The following is a 15,900-nucleotide window of genomic DNA, read 5'->3' on the forward strand; positions in this document are numbered from 1 at the left end:
TGCCCTCCATCGAGTGACGAACGGCCCTGTCGAGCACCGCGACCTCGGGGCGACAGTGGGGGCGGATCCACCGCATCGCGGTGGGAGGTCGAGGAGAGACGATGAGCGATCAGCAGGATACGGCCGTGGTGGAAATGCTGGTGGAGCTCGCGTGCCGCGCGCCGTCGGTGCACAACAGCCAGCCGTGGAGGTGGACCTACTACGAACACGGACTCGATCTGTACACCGACACCTCCCGCGTGCTGGGGGTGATCGACCCGACCGAACGGCAGATGGTGATGAGCTGCGGGGCCGCGTTGGACCATCTCGAGAAGGCTGCCGCGGCGTTTCGGTGGAAGACCGAGATCGACCTGTTGCCCGCCCCGGGCACGCCGGATCATCTTGCCCATATCCGCCTCGTGCACGACGCGCATCCTCGGTCGCGTGAGTTCGAGATGTTGAGTGCGATCAACCGCAGGCACTCGGATCGTCGGGCGTTCGGACCGGTGCCGACCGATCGCGTTCTGACGCGATATCTCGGTCGTCAGCACTACGGCACCGAGATGACCGTCTTGTCGGCAGAGTCGAAACAGACGTTGGCGAGGGCCTCGACACTGAGCGCGGGCATCCGGAAGTACGACGCGACGTACCAGGCCGAGATCAGATGGTGGGCCGGGCACTCGTTTCGTTCCGGCGGTATTCCGCCCGAGGCGCTGACGAACCGCGCGGATGCGTCGAGGGTGCAGGTGGGGCGAGCATTCCCCGAACCGCACCGCGTCGGCACGGTGGTTCCGCGGGAGCCGGTCGAAGACGAGTCCACAGTGGTGCTGCTCGGCACACCGTCGGACGAACGACTGGATTGGCTGAACTGTGGCCGTGCCATGTCGACGTTTCTGCTGGCAGCGACCGCGGACGGCTTGGCGACGTGCCCGTTGACTCACATGACGGAACAGGCCGGGAGCAGGCGACTCGTCCAGTCGTTGGCACCGCACATCGGCATGGCACAGGTGCTGATTCGAGTCGGTACACCGATGATCGGCGCCCCGGCGCCTCGAACGCCACGACATGCGGTGGCCTCGGTGCTGTCTGCTCCCGCACGCGCAACGAACAGGAGACGATCGTGATTCTCGCAGCACATCAGAAAATCGTGGTGGGGGTGGATGGTTCGGCCGGCAGTATCGGCGCTGCGCTCTGGGCGGCGACACTGGCAGAAAGGGTGGACTCTCCCCTGCTCATCGCCACTGCAGTACAGCAGCCTGTGATCTACATGGGCGAGCCCGCAGCGGTCGTGCCGAAGGAGGTGTGGGACGAGCAGCGCCGAGCGTCCGAACACATGGTGACCGACGTCGCTGCCGCAGTGCTGGCCCGTCATCCCGACCTTGCCGTCTCCACCTCGGTGGAGGAGGCGACGGCGTGCTCGATGATGGTCGAACTCTCCTCCACCGCGCGGATGCTCGTCGTCGGCAATTCGGGTTCCGGTCCGATCGTGTCCGCATTGTTCGGCAGTACGGCGCAGGAGACCTCGAACGCGGCCCTGTGCCCGGTGATCGTGTGGCGGGAGGGCGACGCCGGCTTCGACGCGCCGGTCCTCGTCGGTATCGACGGCAGTGCAACGAGTGAGGCGGCCGTCGAACAGGCCTTCGATCTGGCCTCGTTGTTCGGTGTACCGATGATCGCAGCGCTCGCCTGGAACTCGTGGTCTCACGGCGCGGCACTCTCTCCGCCGGGGCCGCATGACAGCATCGAGATCGAGCGTGAGCAGCAGATGCTGCTCTCCGAATGTCTGGCCGGGTGGGCCGAGAAATATCCGGATGTCAGTGTCGAACATGTCGTGCGACAGGGTAACCCGGCGCACCTCCTTGTCGATCTGTCCAAGCGAGCCGGCCTCGTGGTGGTCGGCAGTCACGGGCGAGGAGTGGTTGCCCGAGCACTGTTCGGATCGACCAGTAGCAACCTCACCCGCCACGCCCACTGCCCGGTGATGATCTGCAGAGACCGATGACCAACCGCACCGTACCGAATCGTGTGCGCGGGAGTGATGATCGACGACGAGTTCTGAACTCCGACAACGCTCATCGGCTTGCGCGACGGGCGACCGTCGCACGGCTGATCGGCCACGACCACTTCGGGCCCACCATCGACCCGGTCTCCATCGTATGGAGCGGTAGTCGGGTGTATTTCTACGCCGAGGGGCGGTCGCGGTTGGGGTGGAGTGCGCTCGATTCCTCGGTCGTCCTGGAAGTGGACGCCGAGGACGACGCTCACCTGACCGTATCGACTGTCGTGATTCACGGAATCGCCCGTGCGGTCGTGGATGCTCGACTCGAAGTCCTCGAACAGCTACTGCCCCGGCCGCATTCGGACGGCCCGCCGATGCACCGACTCGTCGAAGTGACCCCGACGTCGGTGTCGGGGGTCGAGCTGATGCGTGGACCGACTGCGGGCGAGACGAATTCACGAGGGTGAGGCCGGGCCTCATGGCGGAAGGATCGGGACTTTCGACCCTGCCGTCGGCATCGAGAATTCGGCAATGTCGGTTCTACCGATTCGTCGACTTCGAGGAGTTCGAGATGAAGCAGCAAGTACACGACGGACACGACGGGCAGGCCGTGTTGGCCGAGGCCGAAAATGTCCTCGCCGAAGTGCTACTGGTGTGTGCCGTCGCCGCGGTAGGCCTTTTCCTGACGTTGCTCGCGTCCGGTGTGACCGGCTGGGCTGCGGTCTGCGGAGGTGCGGCAGCAGCGATGTTCGTGATGGCCGCAGTGAGCCTTCGTGCAGGGCAGCACGCCGCGCAAAGGTCGCATGCGCCTTCGGGTTCCGATTCTGTCGCGGGGTCGATGTGACGCCGACTTCCGGCGGACGTGAGCCCGCGAGAGCAGGAACGACGAGGAGGACCGACAGTGAATGGCCGCAGGTGACGGGCTCGATGCGGGTCGATTCCGACTCCTTGGTCGTCGAGATTCCGACGCAATCGGTACCGATGGTGTTTCCGGTGACCACTGCATCGATCGACGGTGTCGTCCATTCGGTGGTGATCGCCGAGTACGGGCCTCTCAGCGGGGTCTCGCCCGACGGACACATCCTCAGAACAGCCGTGCTCGAACGGTGGCCGGACGCACGAGTGTTCGAGCGGCGCAGCACGGGTGAGCGGGGTGCAGACCCGCGCGGCTACGAGAGTTTCTACGTCGAATTGGAGCCGAGCGGTTGCCGAACCGACATCGATCTCGACGAGGTGTCCGCGCTCTTCGGCCGCTGACCGGACACGAACACGGACTGCCAATTCGACTGCACTGCAAATCATCACGTCATGGCAACTGAGCCGTCGACATCGAGACAGGAAGATCACATGAGTAATTCCACCGCCCGCACACTTCCCATCGTCGTGGGTATCGACGGATCGGCCGAGGCCGAGGCTGCAGCCCGATGGGCCGGCACCTACGCGGACAAGGTCCACGCGACCGTACGTCTCGTTCATGCAGTCCCGGTGGGGGATTGGTACGGGTCGGCAGCATTCGTCGACGGTGGCGCGCTGGAGAGGGATCTTCGTGCCATGGGCCGCAAACACCTCGTTCGAGCAGAGGGCGAGGTACACGCCGCCGCACCTGGGGTATCCGTGGACACCGTCAGTGTGGACGGCACCATAGCGTCGTACGTGGCCGACGTGGGAGCAGACATGGTGGTGCTGGGATCCAGGAAGTCGAGCGCGATCCGCGACCTCACCCTCGGGAGCAACACGCTGCGCGTCATGACGCACGCGCAGTGTCCGGTGTTGTTGCTCCGCAACGAAAACGACAAGGCCGACGTGGGCCGCCCGATCGTGGTCGGGATCGACGGCAGCGAACAGTCCGATCGAGCGCTGGGTGCCGCGCTCGAGATGGCCGACAACCTGGGCGCACCCGTGATCGCGGTCAACTACTGGGGGTTCGCGGCTCAGGCCGGCATCGGGATGAGCGCCGGCTACATCGACTGGCAGGCGGTGCAGGAAGACGAGAAGCGTTGGCTGGAAACGCATGTGGAGAAGATGCACGAGAAGTATCCGGCTGTGCAGCTCACGACCGTCAGTGCCCAATCGAGCCCGACACGAGGCTTGCGAGCGCTGTCTGCGTCGGCATCGATGCTCGTTGTCGGGTGCCGAGGTAGAGGTGCCCTCCGCGGTGCGATCCTGGGGTCGGTCAGTCAGAACCTCGTACACCATGCCGAATGCTCGGTGTTGATCGTGCGGTGAGCAGTCAGTCGACGCTGCGTCTGTCGACCGGCGGGGCACCCAGATCGCAGTGCGGTGGGCAGTCGGAGGGGTTACCAGCGCTCCTGATCAGCGCCGCCGCGATGACAGCGCCGAGTACCAAGAGCCCGGCGCACATCAGCATCGCCGAGTGGAACCCGGACGAGAAAACCTGTGGCGCGGAGTAATCGGACCCGGCAATGCCTGCCAATGCGGGCAGCGCGGCAACGGCGAGCAGTTGACTGGTTCTGGCGACAGCATTGTTGACGCCCGATGCGATTCCGGCGCGGTCGTCCGGTGCCGCGCTCAGAACGGCTCCGGTCAACGGGGCCACCAGAGCGGAGAGGCCGAGGCCGAACACGACGACGGCGGGGAGAACATCGGCGACGTAGGTGGATCCGGGCCCGATGCGCAGCATCAGCAGCAGCCCCGCCGCCGACAGCAGCGGCCCGACCGTCATCGGAATGCGCGGGCCGATGCGCCACGCGAGCCGGCCCGCGCGGGCCGACAGTACGAGCATCAGCACGGTGATCGGAATGGTGGCCAATCCGGCTGCGACAGGGGAGAATCCGACCGCGAACTGCAGCTGCAACACCAGCAGGAAGAACACCCCGCCGAGCGCCGCGTACACGGCGAAGGTCACGAGATTGGCTGCCAGGAACACGCGCGAGGCGAACAGTGACGGCGGTACCAGCGGATCGTGGGTGCGGCGCTCGATCACCACGAACATTCCGACCGCGACGATCCCCAACGCGAGCGCAAGAACGTGGGACTCGATCAGGCCGTACGTCAGCAGCCCGAGGGCAGCGGCGACCGTGACCGCGCCGGGGACGTCGAGGCGACCGGCAGCGTGCGGATCACGGCTCTCCGGAACATGTTTCATGGCCACCCACACGACCACCACGGCCAGCGGAACATTGATCAAGAACACCGCGCGCCAGCCGACGGCGTCGACGAGCCAGCCGCCGAGCAGTGGACCGATCGCCGACGCCACTCCGCCCAACCCCGACCACAGCCCGATCGCGGCTCCGCGATCGTCGGATCTGATGGACGCCGAGATGAGCGCAAGTGAACCGGGGGTCAGCAATGCCGCGCCGATGCCTTGGAGCAGCCGCGCCGCGATCAACACCTCGATGTTGGGGGCAAGACCGCACAGAACCGAGGCCGCCGTGAACCAGACGGTGCCCCAGACGAACACCCGCCTGCGTCCGAGCCGGTCACCGAGCGAGCCGCCGAGCAGGATCAGCGACGCCAGCGCCAACGTGTAACCGCTGAGCGTCCACTGCAGCCCGGTGACACCCGATCCCAGATCCCGACCGATCGCCGGCAGCGCGATGTTGACCACGGTGGCGTCGAGCATCGCCAGAGACGACCCGAGCACGGTGGCCGCGACGATCCATCGGCCCCGCGCACTGGACAGCGAAATGGTTACATCGGGCCGCTCTGCAGGCTGCTCGATCACAACTTCTCGACGCAGACGACGAAGTTGCGGGAGTCCTTCTCGAATCCGTACAACGCGGGGTCGGGGCAGTCGTCGACCGACGTGGTGCCCTGCAGGATGGTCACCACCCGGCGGGTGTCGGCACCCGGGGTGGCGCAGTCGACGCGTTGCGCGAACTCGCCCACCAGGTCCATGCAGCCACCGACGATCCAGTCGATGTCGAGGCACAGGGCCCCTTGCTCGATGTCGAAGTACGTCTCGTAGTAGTACTGATCGGCGTCGGGCGGGCATTCGGCCGAGGTCGGAGTCTTGGCGAACACGACGTAGTTGGACTGTGGGGATCCGCAGGTCGCATTGGCGACGGTGGCGTTCTCGACCGTCCCACCGAGTTCGACGCACTGGCCGATCTCGACGTCGATGTCGACGCTGCCGCCCTCGTCGATGTCGGGGGGCGGGGAACCGGTGGTGGTGCGAGGCGGCGTCGTGGTGGTGGTGGGAATGCTGGCACCGGAGATGGCGACGGCGGTCCCGGATACCTCCGAGGCGCATCCGCTCAGTAGCACCGCCGCGCAGGCGGACAGAGCGACGACGAAAGCGCGGACCGAACGAGTGGGTGACGCCATGGTGAGTCCTGCTCTCGACGAAAGAAGCGTGCTGGGTGCATCGACCGTATGTGTGTAGAAAATATCGGACTCGGTTGTCGGCCGCATGAGGCAGGATGAAGTGCGTGGATCTTCCTCTCGCCGTTCCGGTTGCGCCGATGCTCGCCAAAGCCGCGAAAGAGGTGCCTCCTCAGCCCGAGGACGGGCCGCCGGTGTGGTCGTACGAGCCCAAATGGGACGGTTTTCGTGCCATCGTGTTTCGCGACGGCGACGAGGTGGTGCTGGGATCGCGCGGCGGCAAGGACCTCGCTCGCTATTTTCCCGAGCTCGTCGAGGCCGTCAAGGCCGAACTACCCGAGAAGATCGTCATCGACGGAGAGATCGTGGTGCCGCGCGAGAAGAACGGTTCCACGCGCCTGGACTGGGAGTCGTTGTCCGAGCGCATCCATCCCGCGGCGAGCCGAGTGACGATGCTGGCGGAGAAGACACCGGCGCAGTTCATCGGCTTCGATCTGTTGGCCGTCGGCGACGAGGATCTGACGGGTGAGCCGTTCTCGACGCGGCGGGCGCGATTGCTCGACGCGGTGGGCACGGGCGGGCCGAGTTGCTTCGTCACCTCGGCCACCGACGATGCGGCCGTGGCCGAGGACTGGTTCGAGCGGTTCGAGGGAGCAGGCCTCGACGGCGTCGTAGCGAAGAAGCTCGACGGGCCGTATCTGCCCAACAAGCGCGAGATGATCAAGATCAAGCATGCTCGCACTGCCGACTGCGTGTTGATCGGTTATCGAATTCACAAGTCCGGCAACGGTATCGGATCACTGCTGCTCGGCTTGTACGACGGCGAGGATCTGCGCATGATCGGCGGAGCGTCGGCGTTCACCGACAAGCGGCGGCTGGAGTTGCTCGAAGAGCTCGAACCGCTCCGGCTCGGTGACGACGTCACCTACGACGGCGAGGCGACCCGTTGGAATTCGTCCAACGATCGCAATTGGATTCCGGTGCGCATCGAGCGAGTCATCGAAGTGGCCTACGACCAGATGGAAGGCGCGCGGCTGCGGCACGTGGCCAGGTTCCTGCGCTGGCGACCGGATCGCGATCCGCGCTCGTGCGCTTACGACCAGCTCGAGGTGCCGGTGCGCTACGACGTCGCCGATGTGATTGCTGGAGGGCGATAGGCATGGCCGCGAAAACACCACCGGCGTTCGTGCAGGCGGGCGAGCGCGAAGTGCGAGTGTCGAGTCCCGACCGCGTGATCTACGAAGCGACCGAACGCACCCCGGACATCACCAAACTCCAGGTGTGCGAATACTTCGCCGCGGTGGGCGAACCGCTGATGCGGGCGATCGGCGACCGCCCGACCGCGATGGAGCGGTGGCCCGACGGCTACCGCGAGGGCATGCGATTGGCGCTCGGCCCGCAGGACAAGGAGGGCGACGGTTTCTATCAGAAGCGGTTGCCCAAGGGTGCGCCCGAGTGGATCGAGACCGTGAAGATCGCGTTCCCGAGCAAGCGCACTGCCGAGGAACTGTGTCCCTCGGAGCCGGCTGCGCTGGTGTGGGCGGCTCAGATGGGCACGCTGACGTTCCATCCGTGGCCGGTGCGGAGACCGGAAGTGGATCATCCCGACGAGCTACGTCTCGATCTCGATCCGCAGCCGGGCACTACGTTCGCGGACGCACTGAGAGTTGCCGACGTGACGCGGGAGCTGTTGGAGGAGTTGGGCTTACGCGGCTACCCCAAGACGAGCGGCAATCGTGGCATTCACATCTACGTGCGCATCGAGCCCGAGTACACCTTCGAGCAGGTGCGCCATGCGGCCATCGGCCTGGGCCGAGAACTCGAACGTCGCGACGACGGGGTGACCACCAACTGGTGGAAAGAAGAACGCGGAGAACGCATCTTCATCGATTACAACCAGAACAACCGTGACCGCACCATAGCCAGCGCGTGGAGTCTGCGAGCCCGTCCCGGAGCGACGGTGAGTACGCCGATGACGTGGTCGCAGTTGGCGGACGTCACCGATCCGCGTGACTTCAACCTCGTCACCGTGCCGGACCTGGTGCAGGACGGCGACCCGTGGGCCGACATGGACACGAAGGCCTACTCACTGGAACCGCTTCTGCACCTGTGGGAAACACTGCCGGGTGGTGAGCTGAACTTCCCGCCCGACTACCCCAAGATGCCGGGCGAACCGCCCCGAGTGCAGCCGTCGAAGAAAGTCGCCGAGCACTGGGATGCGGAAGGAAACCGCACCGACAGCTAGTTCCGCTCGGCCTGGGCAGGGTTGCACACTACGTAGCGTTGTCGACGGGATCCGGTCGATCGAGCCGTGTTCTGTGCAACCCGGCCCACCCTCACATGGATTCGAGTTCCCGGATCAACGTCGCCGCGTCGTACGGCCCCACGTGGCGGGTGAGGTTCTTGTCGCCGCGACCCAGGTAGAACGTCGGAGTGCCGCCCACATCGGAGGACGTGGCGTCGAGTTCGTCGTCCTCGACGCGCACCACGTAGTCACCGGTGCGGATGTCGTCCTCGAATCTGTCCATGTCGAGGCCGAGTTCGCGTGCGTACCCGTCGATGTCGTCGGGTTCGAGGGCGTCGCTGTTGCGGAACAACACGTCGGCCATCTCCCAGAACTTGCCCTGCGCCGCGGCGGCTTCGCTGGCGTATGCCGCGTAGCGGGCATGGGGGTGGTAGTCGTCCAGCGGCAGGTGTCGGTAGACGTACCGGAGGTCGTCACCGAAGTGCTTGCGTACCTCGGCGACACTGCCGGTTGCTTTGCTGCAGAACGGGCATTCGAAATCGGCGTATTCGACGATCGTCAGCGGAGCGTCGACGGGCCCGCGGATGTGATCGCGCTTGGCGCTGACCGGACGCAGAATACGCAGCGACGCTTCGGCTTTCGGCGGGTGGATCTTCGCATCGATGCGGAACAGAATCCAGCCGAGCAGGGCAGCGATGACCGAGGCCGCCAGCACGCCGACGCGGGCCTCGTCGGCCAGCAGCGGATCGTCGAGCGCGAGGTCGATGATGAACAGTGAGATCGTGAATCCGATTCCGGACATCGCCGCACCGCCCGCGATGTGCGACATGGTCAGCCCCGGAGCCAGAGCCGAGGGTCGCAACTTCGCGAAAATGGCCGAGGCCCCGGTGATTCCGATGAGCTTGCCGAGCACCAGGCCGGCGATGATGCCCCAGGTGAGAGTCGACGTGGAGGCAGCCTTCAGGGTGTCCGAGCTGAGCACCACCCCGGCATTGGCGAGCGCGAAGATCGGCACGATGATGAACGCGGTGTACGGCTGATACAGGCGCATCAGTCTCTCGTTGACCGAGACGGCTTGATCCAGGCCGAGTCTCGCGGCTCGGGCGTATTCGGGATTCGGCGATTGACGGAAGGCGCGGGTGAGGTCCGAGGCTCGTTCCACCTCGGAGCGACGCGGCGGGTACACCGGAAGAATCAGTGCGATCATCACGCCGGCGAGCGTGGGGTGAACTCCCGACTCGTACATCGCGACCCACGTGAACAGTGCGACGACGAAGTACCCGACACCGCGCCACACTTCGAGCCGACGCAACAGGAAGATCAGTCCGAGCCCGATGAACGCCAACACCAACGGAACCACGTCGAGATCGTCGGTGTAGAAGAACGCGATGATCGCCAGCGCGCCCACGTCGTCGGCCACGGCCAGCGTCAACAAGAAGATCCGCAGCCGCGCGGCCTTCTTCGGGCCGAGTACCGCAAGGGCACCGAGCAGGAACGCGGTGTCGGTGGAGATGACCACGCCCCAGGCCTGGGCGGCCGGGCCGGAGGGGTTGAAGGCGAGGAACAGCAGCGCGGGTGCGGCCAGACCGGCGAGTGCAGCCACGATGGGAATCGCTGCGCGCGATCTGTCGGTGAGCTCACCCATCGCGAACTCGCGTTTGACCTCGAGGCCGACGACGAAGAAGAACAGCGCCATCAGCCCGTCGTTGACCCAGTGGGCGAGGTCGAGGGAGATGCCGTGCTCACCCACGGTGATCGACAGTTCGGTGTGCCAGAACGACTGATAGGTGTCACCGAGTGGTGAGTTCGCCCAGATCAGGGCGATCAAGGTGGCCGCCAGCAGGAAGCCCGCGGCCAAGGTTTCACTGTTCTTCTCGCCGCGAGCCCGCGAGATCCGTTCGACGAATCGTGCCATCGGCCGGTCCGTCGGCGTGATCTGATCTGCCATCTGCAGCCCGGGTCCTTCCTCGGAGGTGTTGTGAAGCAGTCTGTACCAACACGGCGGTCGACGCTTTACTTCCACGCAGGTCAGTACCCTGGATGGTTCTCTTGCCGGGAAGCGTTGTCGAAGAGATGTGCACGACATATTCGGCGAACGGCATTAGTCCGCCGAGAATCGGGAATACGAGCCCGACTCACCCCTGCCACTAAGGAACATCCATGCGTGATTTCATCTGCCGCAAGTGCGGACAGAAGCTGTCGTTCGAGAACTCACTGTGTCTGAGCTGCTCGAGCGCACTCGGCTTCCATCTGCCGAGCAGAGCCCTCCTGGTGCTCCCGGACAAGGAAGACGGCATCTCCGAGGCCGAGGTGGACGGTGCCATCTGGAAGACGTGCGCCAATCTCAACACCGCACGCTGCAACTGGCTGGTCGACGCATCCGATTCCGACGACCTCTGCCTGTCCTGCCGGCTGACGCGGACTCGCCCGGCCGACGACGACCTGGACGCCATGGCCGCCTACGCGGACGCGGAGACCAACAAGCGTCGCGTCATCCTCGAGCTCACCGAGCTGGGTCTGCCGATCGTCGGCCGGGACGAGGACGCGTCCACGGGTCTGATGTTCGATCTGCTCTCCAGCGCCAACCAGCAGGTGATGACCGGTCACAACAACGGTCTGATCACCCTGGACCTCGCCGAGGGCGACGACGTGCACCGCGAGCAGCTCCGCGTGGAGATGTCGGAGCCCTACCGCACGCTGGTCGGGCACTTCCGTCACGAGATCGGCCATTACTACCAGATGGTGCTGGTCGGAGACGGTGAACACCGCGCGGCGTTCGAGGAACTGTTCGGCGATCCGGATTCGAGCTACCAGGATGCGCTCGATCGCCACTACAGCGAAGGTGCACCGGAGGGCTGGGAGGACACCTACGTCTCGTCCTACGCCACCATGCACCCCGCCGAGGACTGGGCCGAGACCTTCGCCCACTACCTGCACATCCGCGACACCCTCGACACGGCCGCGGCCTTCGGGATGGCACCGGCCGGATCCACCCTCAAGAGCCCGCTGCCCGGCGAGGTCGGCTTCGATCAGATCATCGACTGGTGGCTGCCGTTGTCGTGGGCACTCAACCAGATCAACCGATCGATGGGTCACCAGGACCTGTACCCGTTCGTGCTGCCGGCGACCGTCGTGAAGAAGATCGGCTTCGTGCACTCTCTGGTGGCACCCAGCGCTCTGTGAGCCTCGCTCACGGTCGTTGAGCTCAGCGCCCAGGGGCGTATCCTGTGTTGTCGGCATCCGCCGATACCGGGTACGCCCCCTGTGCATTAGTGGGCAGAGTGCAGTCGCGGGCAGAGTGCAGCAGTAGGACGAGGTGACCACCATCAGCGAGCAGACACTGAACGCGTCGGGCGCCCTCCCGCGGGTTAGCGACTTCCAGCTGAGTCGCCGGCTGGCCGAGGTGGCCGAGAAGCTGCGGCGTCAGCATTCCGATCCCGATCGCGTCCTGGCCACGATCACCGAGGCCGCGGTCGCTCAGGTCCCCAATGCCGAGTACGCATCCATCACGACGGTCATGCAGGGCAAGTTCGTGCACAGCGCAGCCCTTTCAGGAGAAGTTGCCGGGCACTGCGACAAGATTCAGGAGCAGCTGGGCGAGGGGCCCTGCCTCGAGTCGGCGATCGAACAGACGACCATCCGTATCGACGACATGGACAGCGAGACCCGCTGGCCACAGTTCACCGATGCAGCGTCTGCGCTCGGGGTCAAGAGCATGATCTGCTTTCAGCTCTACGTCGAAGGGTTCAACTTCGGCGCACTCAACCTGCATTCGACGCGAACCGGCGCGTTCTCGGCCGAGGCCGAATCCATCGGTTCGTTGTTCGCTGCGCACGCGGCCATCGCGTTCTCCAGCGCCCGGGAAGAACAGCAGATCAGGGCCGCGCTGACCAGCCGGGATCTGATCGGGCAGGCCAAGGGCATGCTGATGGAACGCTACAACCTCAATTCGCAGGCGGCATTCGCGTTGCTGGCCAAGCTCTCTCAGGACACCAACGTCAAGCTGGCCGATCTCGCCGTGCAGTTGGTCGACGACGCGGCGAAGTCCACCGAATAGCGACCGGGGCCTCGGGCCTCATCGCACGTCGAGTCCGTCGGTGCTGGCGACCGATACGGCGGGAACATCGGTGGCGATGAACACCTCGATCCGCACGTCCTCGTCCAGATAGCGGCTCAGTGCAGCCAGTCCGGTTGTGGCAGCGATGATCTCGTGAACCCGGTCGCCCGAGATGGGATAGTCGTCCACGTCGTGACGCCAATGCGCGGCCACCAGTGTGCCTCCGGCCTCCAGCCGCCCGACGATGCGGCTCATGGCGGCCGCCAGGTCGTCGTCGTCGAGGTAATAGCCCACCTCGCTGACGACGATCAGATCGAACTTCTCGTGGGGATTCGGTAACGCAGATACGTCGTCGGAGAGGGACCACAGTGCGAAATCGACTGCAGCACTCTCGCCTACGCGCGCGCGAGCCGTATCGAGTGCGCTCTGCACCACGTCGGTCGACACCAGATGCTCACAGCGGGCAGCGAGCTGTTCGGTGAGCACACCGATCGAGCAACCGGGTTCGAGGCCGAGTCGATAGTGCGGCTTGGGCAGCGATGCCAGGGTGAGGGCATACTTGCGACGCTCGTACCACTTGCTGTCGAGCATGAACGGATCCTCGTGCGCGGCATACACATCGCGGAAGTATTCCGGACTCAAGCTCATGCGGACAGCCTACTCATGCGAAGACGACTTCGAACGGACGTCGGAACCGCGTCAGGATGTGCGGTGGCAACACTGCGCGATCCGCCGGGTGATCGGACAGCGGTCGAATCTGAGATTCGAAACGCTCGATCGACGCCCGTTTCGCCTCGACGGCGTGCGCGGGCAGGTCGATGCGTCGACTGCGTGACCACGGCACCGCCCGGTGTTCGGGAGTTGCCCAGTGCCACATCCAGATCGGATATTCCACCACCGGTATCCCCACGACGGCGGCCGCGGTGAGGCAGGCACGCGCCGTGGCTTCGTGATCGGGGTGGCCGTCCCCGCGCCACGGTGTCAGGCACCAGGTACCCGGAGTGGCGTCGAGCAGCGGTACCAGCGCGCGGGCCAGAGCGTCCTCGTGCCGCTCGACCTCGCCGTCGGTGAACTGCAGCCGCGTCGGCGGCTGAACGATGCCCAGTTCGGCGAGGGCACGCTCGGACTCGACGGGCCGCAGGGCGCGGAGGTCCTCGGCCGACACCGTCGGAGATCCCGGATGCGAACCGTCACCGTCGGTGACCGCGACGACCCGTACGTCGACGCCTGCGGCTGCGGCCATCGACAGCAACCCACCGACGCCCAGTACTTCGTCGTCGGGATGGGGTGCCACGACGACCATGGTGATGACGTCGCTCCAGTGCAGACCGGGAATGGACCAATCTGCGGACAGCCAGTCCGATTCGGCGGTACCGAGGTCGACGTCGGCGTCGAATGCGTTCTCTACCAAGGGTTGTCTTCCTGTGCGATGTCGTGTCCGAGGGCTTCGAGGTCGCGTTCGGCGTGGCTCTGTCGCAGATAGACGGTGAGGTCGGCGACGCGTCGAGCATGCTCCGCATCTGCGCACAGCGGGCCGGCACCGAGCGCTCGCCCGACGCGGTCGATGCACTGCGTGGCGGCATCCTCGACGACGGCGCGCACGATGCGAGCACGGATCCGAGCGCGGCCGGAGCGGTCGAACGGATCTGCGTCGACCTCGGCCGCCGCAGTGGTCAGGGCACTCGACGCGGCTCCGAGAGCCGATGCGATGGCACCGAGGTGAGCAGCGCGATGTGGGTCGGGACGCGAGCGCACGGCCGCATGCAGGGTGTCGGCCACTGCGCAGGCGCTACCGAACCAGACGGCCGACACTCCGATCGCCCCATGCCAGAAGCCCGGCCTGGTCAGGTAGTCCGTCGGTCCACCGACCACGACCGCGGGGACACGATCGAATTCGACCGAGCCCGAGTCGCTCTCGCGCATTCCGACGGCATGCCACGTGTTCGGCACCGGGGCAGCACCCGGATGAGTCAGATCCACTGCGAACAATCGCGGCTCGCCGTCGACGCGAGCGGTCACGAGTGCGTGGGTGCAGACGGACGCCCCCGAACACCACGGCTTGGTCCCGGACAGGAGCCACCCCGAATCGCCGCGCACCGCTTCGAGAATCGGAGCCGGGGGTTCCGCAGCCCACACGCCCCAGACGTGACCACGCTCGGGCGTCGGGCCGTCGAGCTCGTGCAGAATCGCGATCGCGTCGGTATGTGCCTCGGCCCAGCGGCCCAGAACGGTGTCGTGTCGGCCGAGCGCAGCCAGCGACTGCCACCGGTGATCTGTGTTCCCCGAGCCGGGGAGAGCCAGATCCAACCGTCCGTCCGCCTCGAACGCGAGAAACTGCGCGCGCAACGCCGACTCGAGATCGGTGGTCCGATCGGTGGTGTCGACGAATCCGGTGTCGGTCATGCAGAAGGCTCCAGAGAACGAAGGAAGCCGGCCATACCGTCGGGTGCTCTGCCACGCAGGCGGCCCGAAGTATCGACCGGAATGTCACACACTCGGCGGCACACGGTGCCGCCGAGCTCCAGACGACGGACCAGGTCGTGATCCTCGCCGGTGGCGAGCGGCGCGAACCCGCCGACCGCCCAGTAGTCCGTCGCCCGAACACCCAGGTTGGCACCGTGGACGTGGGGATGGCCCGCCTCGTTCACGTACTGAGCGTCATAGGAGGAGCGGAGTGCTTCGTCGTCGACGATGCGGTCCTCGAATCGCACCGACACCGTCCCGACCACGGCCCGGGCACCCTCGGCGGCGTGCCGCAGATGCCCCACCAGCCACTGCTCGCCCACCGTCGAGTCGGCGTCGGTGGTGGCGTACCACGTGTCGGCGCGGCCCAGACCGCCGTTCAGGTCCGCTGCGAATCCGGCCGCCCGCGCGGCTCCCACGTTGCGATGGGCCACCGTCACGACCGACACGGACGGGTGACGCGCCGCGATACTCGCCGAACCGTCGGTGCACGAGTCGAGAACGACCGTCGTGGATACCGTCACCGGGGCGACGTCGGCGACGCGACGTGCGGCCTTCGCCAGGGCATTCAAGCAGGCGTCGAGCAGATCCTGTTCGTCGTGTGCGGGCACGACGACGACGATGCGACGGACTGGAGTGCTGGTATCGACAGTCACGAGCCACCCTTTCGGACACCGGACCTCGAGCCCGTTGTGGAAACCGCCGGTGGCTGGACGGAGTACGTTGCATGCGACATACCCGTTCGCAGACGATCGACACCTACGGCTCGAAGAAGGGGCTCGGGTGGCGGGAAGCTACTCGTCGTCGTGGATTCCGTCGTCGTTTTCGGCAATATCCGATTAGCAAAAGTCCGGGTGGTATGTGTTAATGGGC

At 65.7% G+C, this 15,900-nt stretch carries 17 protein-coding genes; 10 read left to right on the plus strand and 7 right to left on the minus strand.

Annotated features, from left to right (window positions below):
• Nucleotides 1–101: 101 nt before the first annotated feature.
• The 6 genes from CH266_RS23045 (at nt 102) to CH266_RS23070 (ending at nt 4,204) form a co-directional block, all read left to right on the plus strand.
• Nucleotides 102–1,103 carry an Acg family FMN-binding oxidoreductase gene (locus CH266_RS23045; RefSeq protein ID WP_052068740.1) on the plus strand — a complete coding sequence of 334 codons (1,002 nt, stop codon included), beginning with the start codon at nt 102–104 and terminating at the stop codon, nt 1,101–1,103.
• Nucleotides 1,100–1,981 (plus strand): universal stress protein, encoded by an 882-nt coding sequence (locus CH266_RS23050; protein WP_032369561.1) that lies wholly within the window; start codon nt 1,100–1,102, stop codon nt 1,979–1,981. Before CH266_RS23045 ends, CH266_RS23050 begins: the two co-directional genes overlap by 4 nt.
• Nucleotides 1,978–2,445 (plus strand): pyridoxamine 5'-phosphate oxidase family protein, encoded by a 468-nt coding sequence (locus CH266_RS23055; protein ID WP_032369560.1) that lies wholly within the window; start codon nt 1,978–1,980, stop codon nt 2,443–2,445. The genes CH266_RS23050 and CH266_RS23055 overlap by 4 nt, the downstream gene beginning before the upstream one ends.
• A 104-nt stretch (nt 2,446–2,549) precedes the next feature.
• Entirely contained in the window at nt 2,550–2,822 is a 273-nt protein-coding gene (locus CH266_RS23060; RefSeq protein WP_139278565.1) for a hypothetical protein, read from the plus strand.
• Between the two features lie 83 nt (nt 2,823–2,905).
• Nucleotides 2,906–3,235, plus strand: a complete 330-nt coding sequence (locus CH266_RS23065) for a hypothetical protein (protein ID WP_141214567.1) — start codon at nt 2,906–2,908, stop codon at nt 3,233–3,235.
• A 90-nt stretch (nt 3,236–3,325) separates the two neighbouring features.
• Nucleotides 3,326–4,204 carry a universal stress protein gene (locus CH266_RS23070; RefSeq protein WP_032369558.1) on the plus strand — a complete coding sequence of 293 codons (879 nt, stop codon included), beginning with the start codon at nt 3,326–3,328 and terminating at the stop codon, nt 4,202–4,204.
• A gap of 4 nt (nt 4,205–4,208) precedes the next feature.
• On the opposite strand, the gene CH266_RS23075 is transcribed toward CH266_RS23070, so the two are convergent.
• Complete coding sequence (locus CH266_RS23075) at nt 4,209–5,663, minus strand: MFS transporter (RefSeq protein WP_371827996.1); 1,455 nt, start codon at nt 5,661–5,663, stop codon at nt 4,209–4,211.
• Nucleotides 5,660–6,265 carry an LppU family putative lipoprotein gene (gene lppU, locus CH266_RS23080; protein WP_032369557.1) on the minus strand — a complete coding sequence of 202 codons (606 nt, stop codon included), beginning with the start codon at nt 6,263–6,265 and terminating at the stop codon, nt 5,660–5,662. The genes CH266_RS23075 and lppU overlap by 4 nt, the downstream gene beginning before the upstream one ends.
• Before the next feature lie 104 nt (nt 6,266–6,369).
• Here lppU and CH266_RS23085 point away from each other — a divergent pair, with 104 nt between their 5' ends.
• Both CH266_RS23085 and CH266_RS23090 read left to right on the plus strand, forming a co-directional pair.
• Nucleotides 6,370–7,419, plus strand: a complete 1,050-nt coding sequence (locus tag CH266_RS23085) for an ATP-dependent DNA ligase (RefSeq protein ID WP_032369615.1) — start codon at nt 6,370–6,372, stop codon at nt 7,417–7,419.
• Nucleotides 7,420–7,421: 2 nt separating this feature from the next.
• Entirely contained in the window at nt 7,422–8,507 is a 1,086-nt protein-coding gene (locus tag CH266_RS23090; RefSeq protein WP_032369556.1) for a DNA polymerase domain-containing protein, read from the plus strand.
• A gap of 91 nt (nt 8,508–8,598) precedes the next feature.
• Here CH266_RS23090 and nhaA read toward each other — a convergent pair whose 3' ends face one another.
• Nucleotides 8,599–10,455 (minus strand): Na+/H+ antiporter NhaA, encoded by a 1,857-nt coding sequence (gene nhaA / locus CH266_RS23095; protein ID WP_032369555.1) that lies wholly within the window; start codon nt 10,453–10,455, stop codon nt 8,599–8,601.
• A gap of 212 nt (nt 10,456–10,667) precedes the next feature.
• Between nhaA and CH266_RS23100 the strand changes: the two genes are divergently transcribed.
• On the plus strand, nt 10,668–11,690 hold the full coding sequence (locus CH266_RS23100; protein ID WP_032369554.1) for a zinc-binding metallopeptidase family protein: 1,023 nt from the start codon (nt 10,668–10,670) through the stop codon (nt 11,688–11,690).
• A gap of 133 nt (nt 11,691–11,823) precedes the next feature.
• Nucleotides 11,824–12,564 carry a GAF and ANTAR domain-containing protein gene (locus CH266_RS23105; protein WP_080729130.1) on the plus strand — a complete coding sequence of 247 codons (741 nt, stop codon included), beginning with the start codon at nt 11,824–11,826 and terminating at the stop codon, nt 12,562–12,564.
• 18 nt (nt 12,565–12,582) lie between these two features.
• Here the strand turns inward: CH266_RS23105 and CH266_RS23110 are convergent, their stop codons facing one another.
• The 4 genes from CH266_RS23110 to CH266_RS23125 are packed head-to-tail and all read right to left on the minus strand — an operon-like array spanning nt 12,583 to nt 15,683.
• Nucleotides 12,583–13,212, minus strand: a complete 630-nt coding sequence (locus CH266_RS23110; protein WP_032369553.1) for a class I SAM-dependent DNA methyltransferase — start codon at nt 13,210–13,212, stop codon at nt 12,583–12,585.
• Between the two features lie 13 nt (nt 13,213–13,225).
• A complete protein-coding gene (locus CH266_RS23115; protein WP_032369552.1) occupies nt 13,226–13,975 on the minus strand; it encodes a PIG-L deacetylase family protein in 750 nt (249 codons plus the stop codon).
• Nucleotides 13,969–14,967 carry an acyl-CoA dehydrogenase family protein gene (locus CH266_RS23120; protein ID WP_032369551.1) on the minus strand — a complete coding sequence of 333 codons (999 nt, stop codon included), beginning with the start codon at nt 14,965–14,967 and terminating at the stop codon, nt 13,969–13,971. The genes CH266_RS23115 and CH266_RS23120 overlap by 7 nt, the downstream gene beginning before the upstream one ends.
• Complete coding sequence (locus tag CH266_RS23125; RefSeq protein WP_032369550.1) at nt 14,964–15,683, minus strand: glycosyltransferase; 720 nt, start codon at nt 15,681–15,683, stop codon at nt 14,964–14,966. The genes CH266_RS23120 and CH266_RS23125 overlap by 4 nt, the downstream gene beginning before the upstream one ends.
• Nucleotides 15,684–15,900: the final 217 nt, after the last annotated feature.

The sequence above is a fragment of the Rhodococcus sp. 06-1474-1B genome (assembly GCF_002258885.1).
In the GTDB taxonomy this organism is placed as follows: domain Bacteria; phylum Actinomycetota; class Actinomycetes; order Mycobacteriales; family Mycobacteriaceae; genus Rhodococcoides; species Rhodococcoides fascians.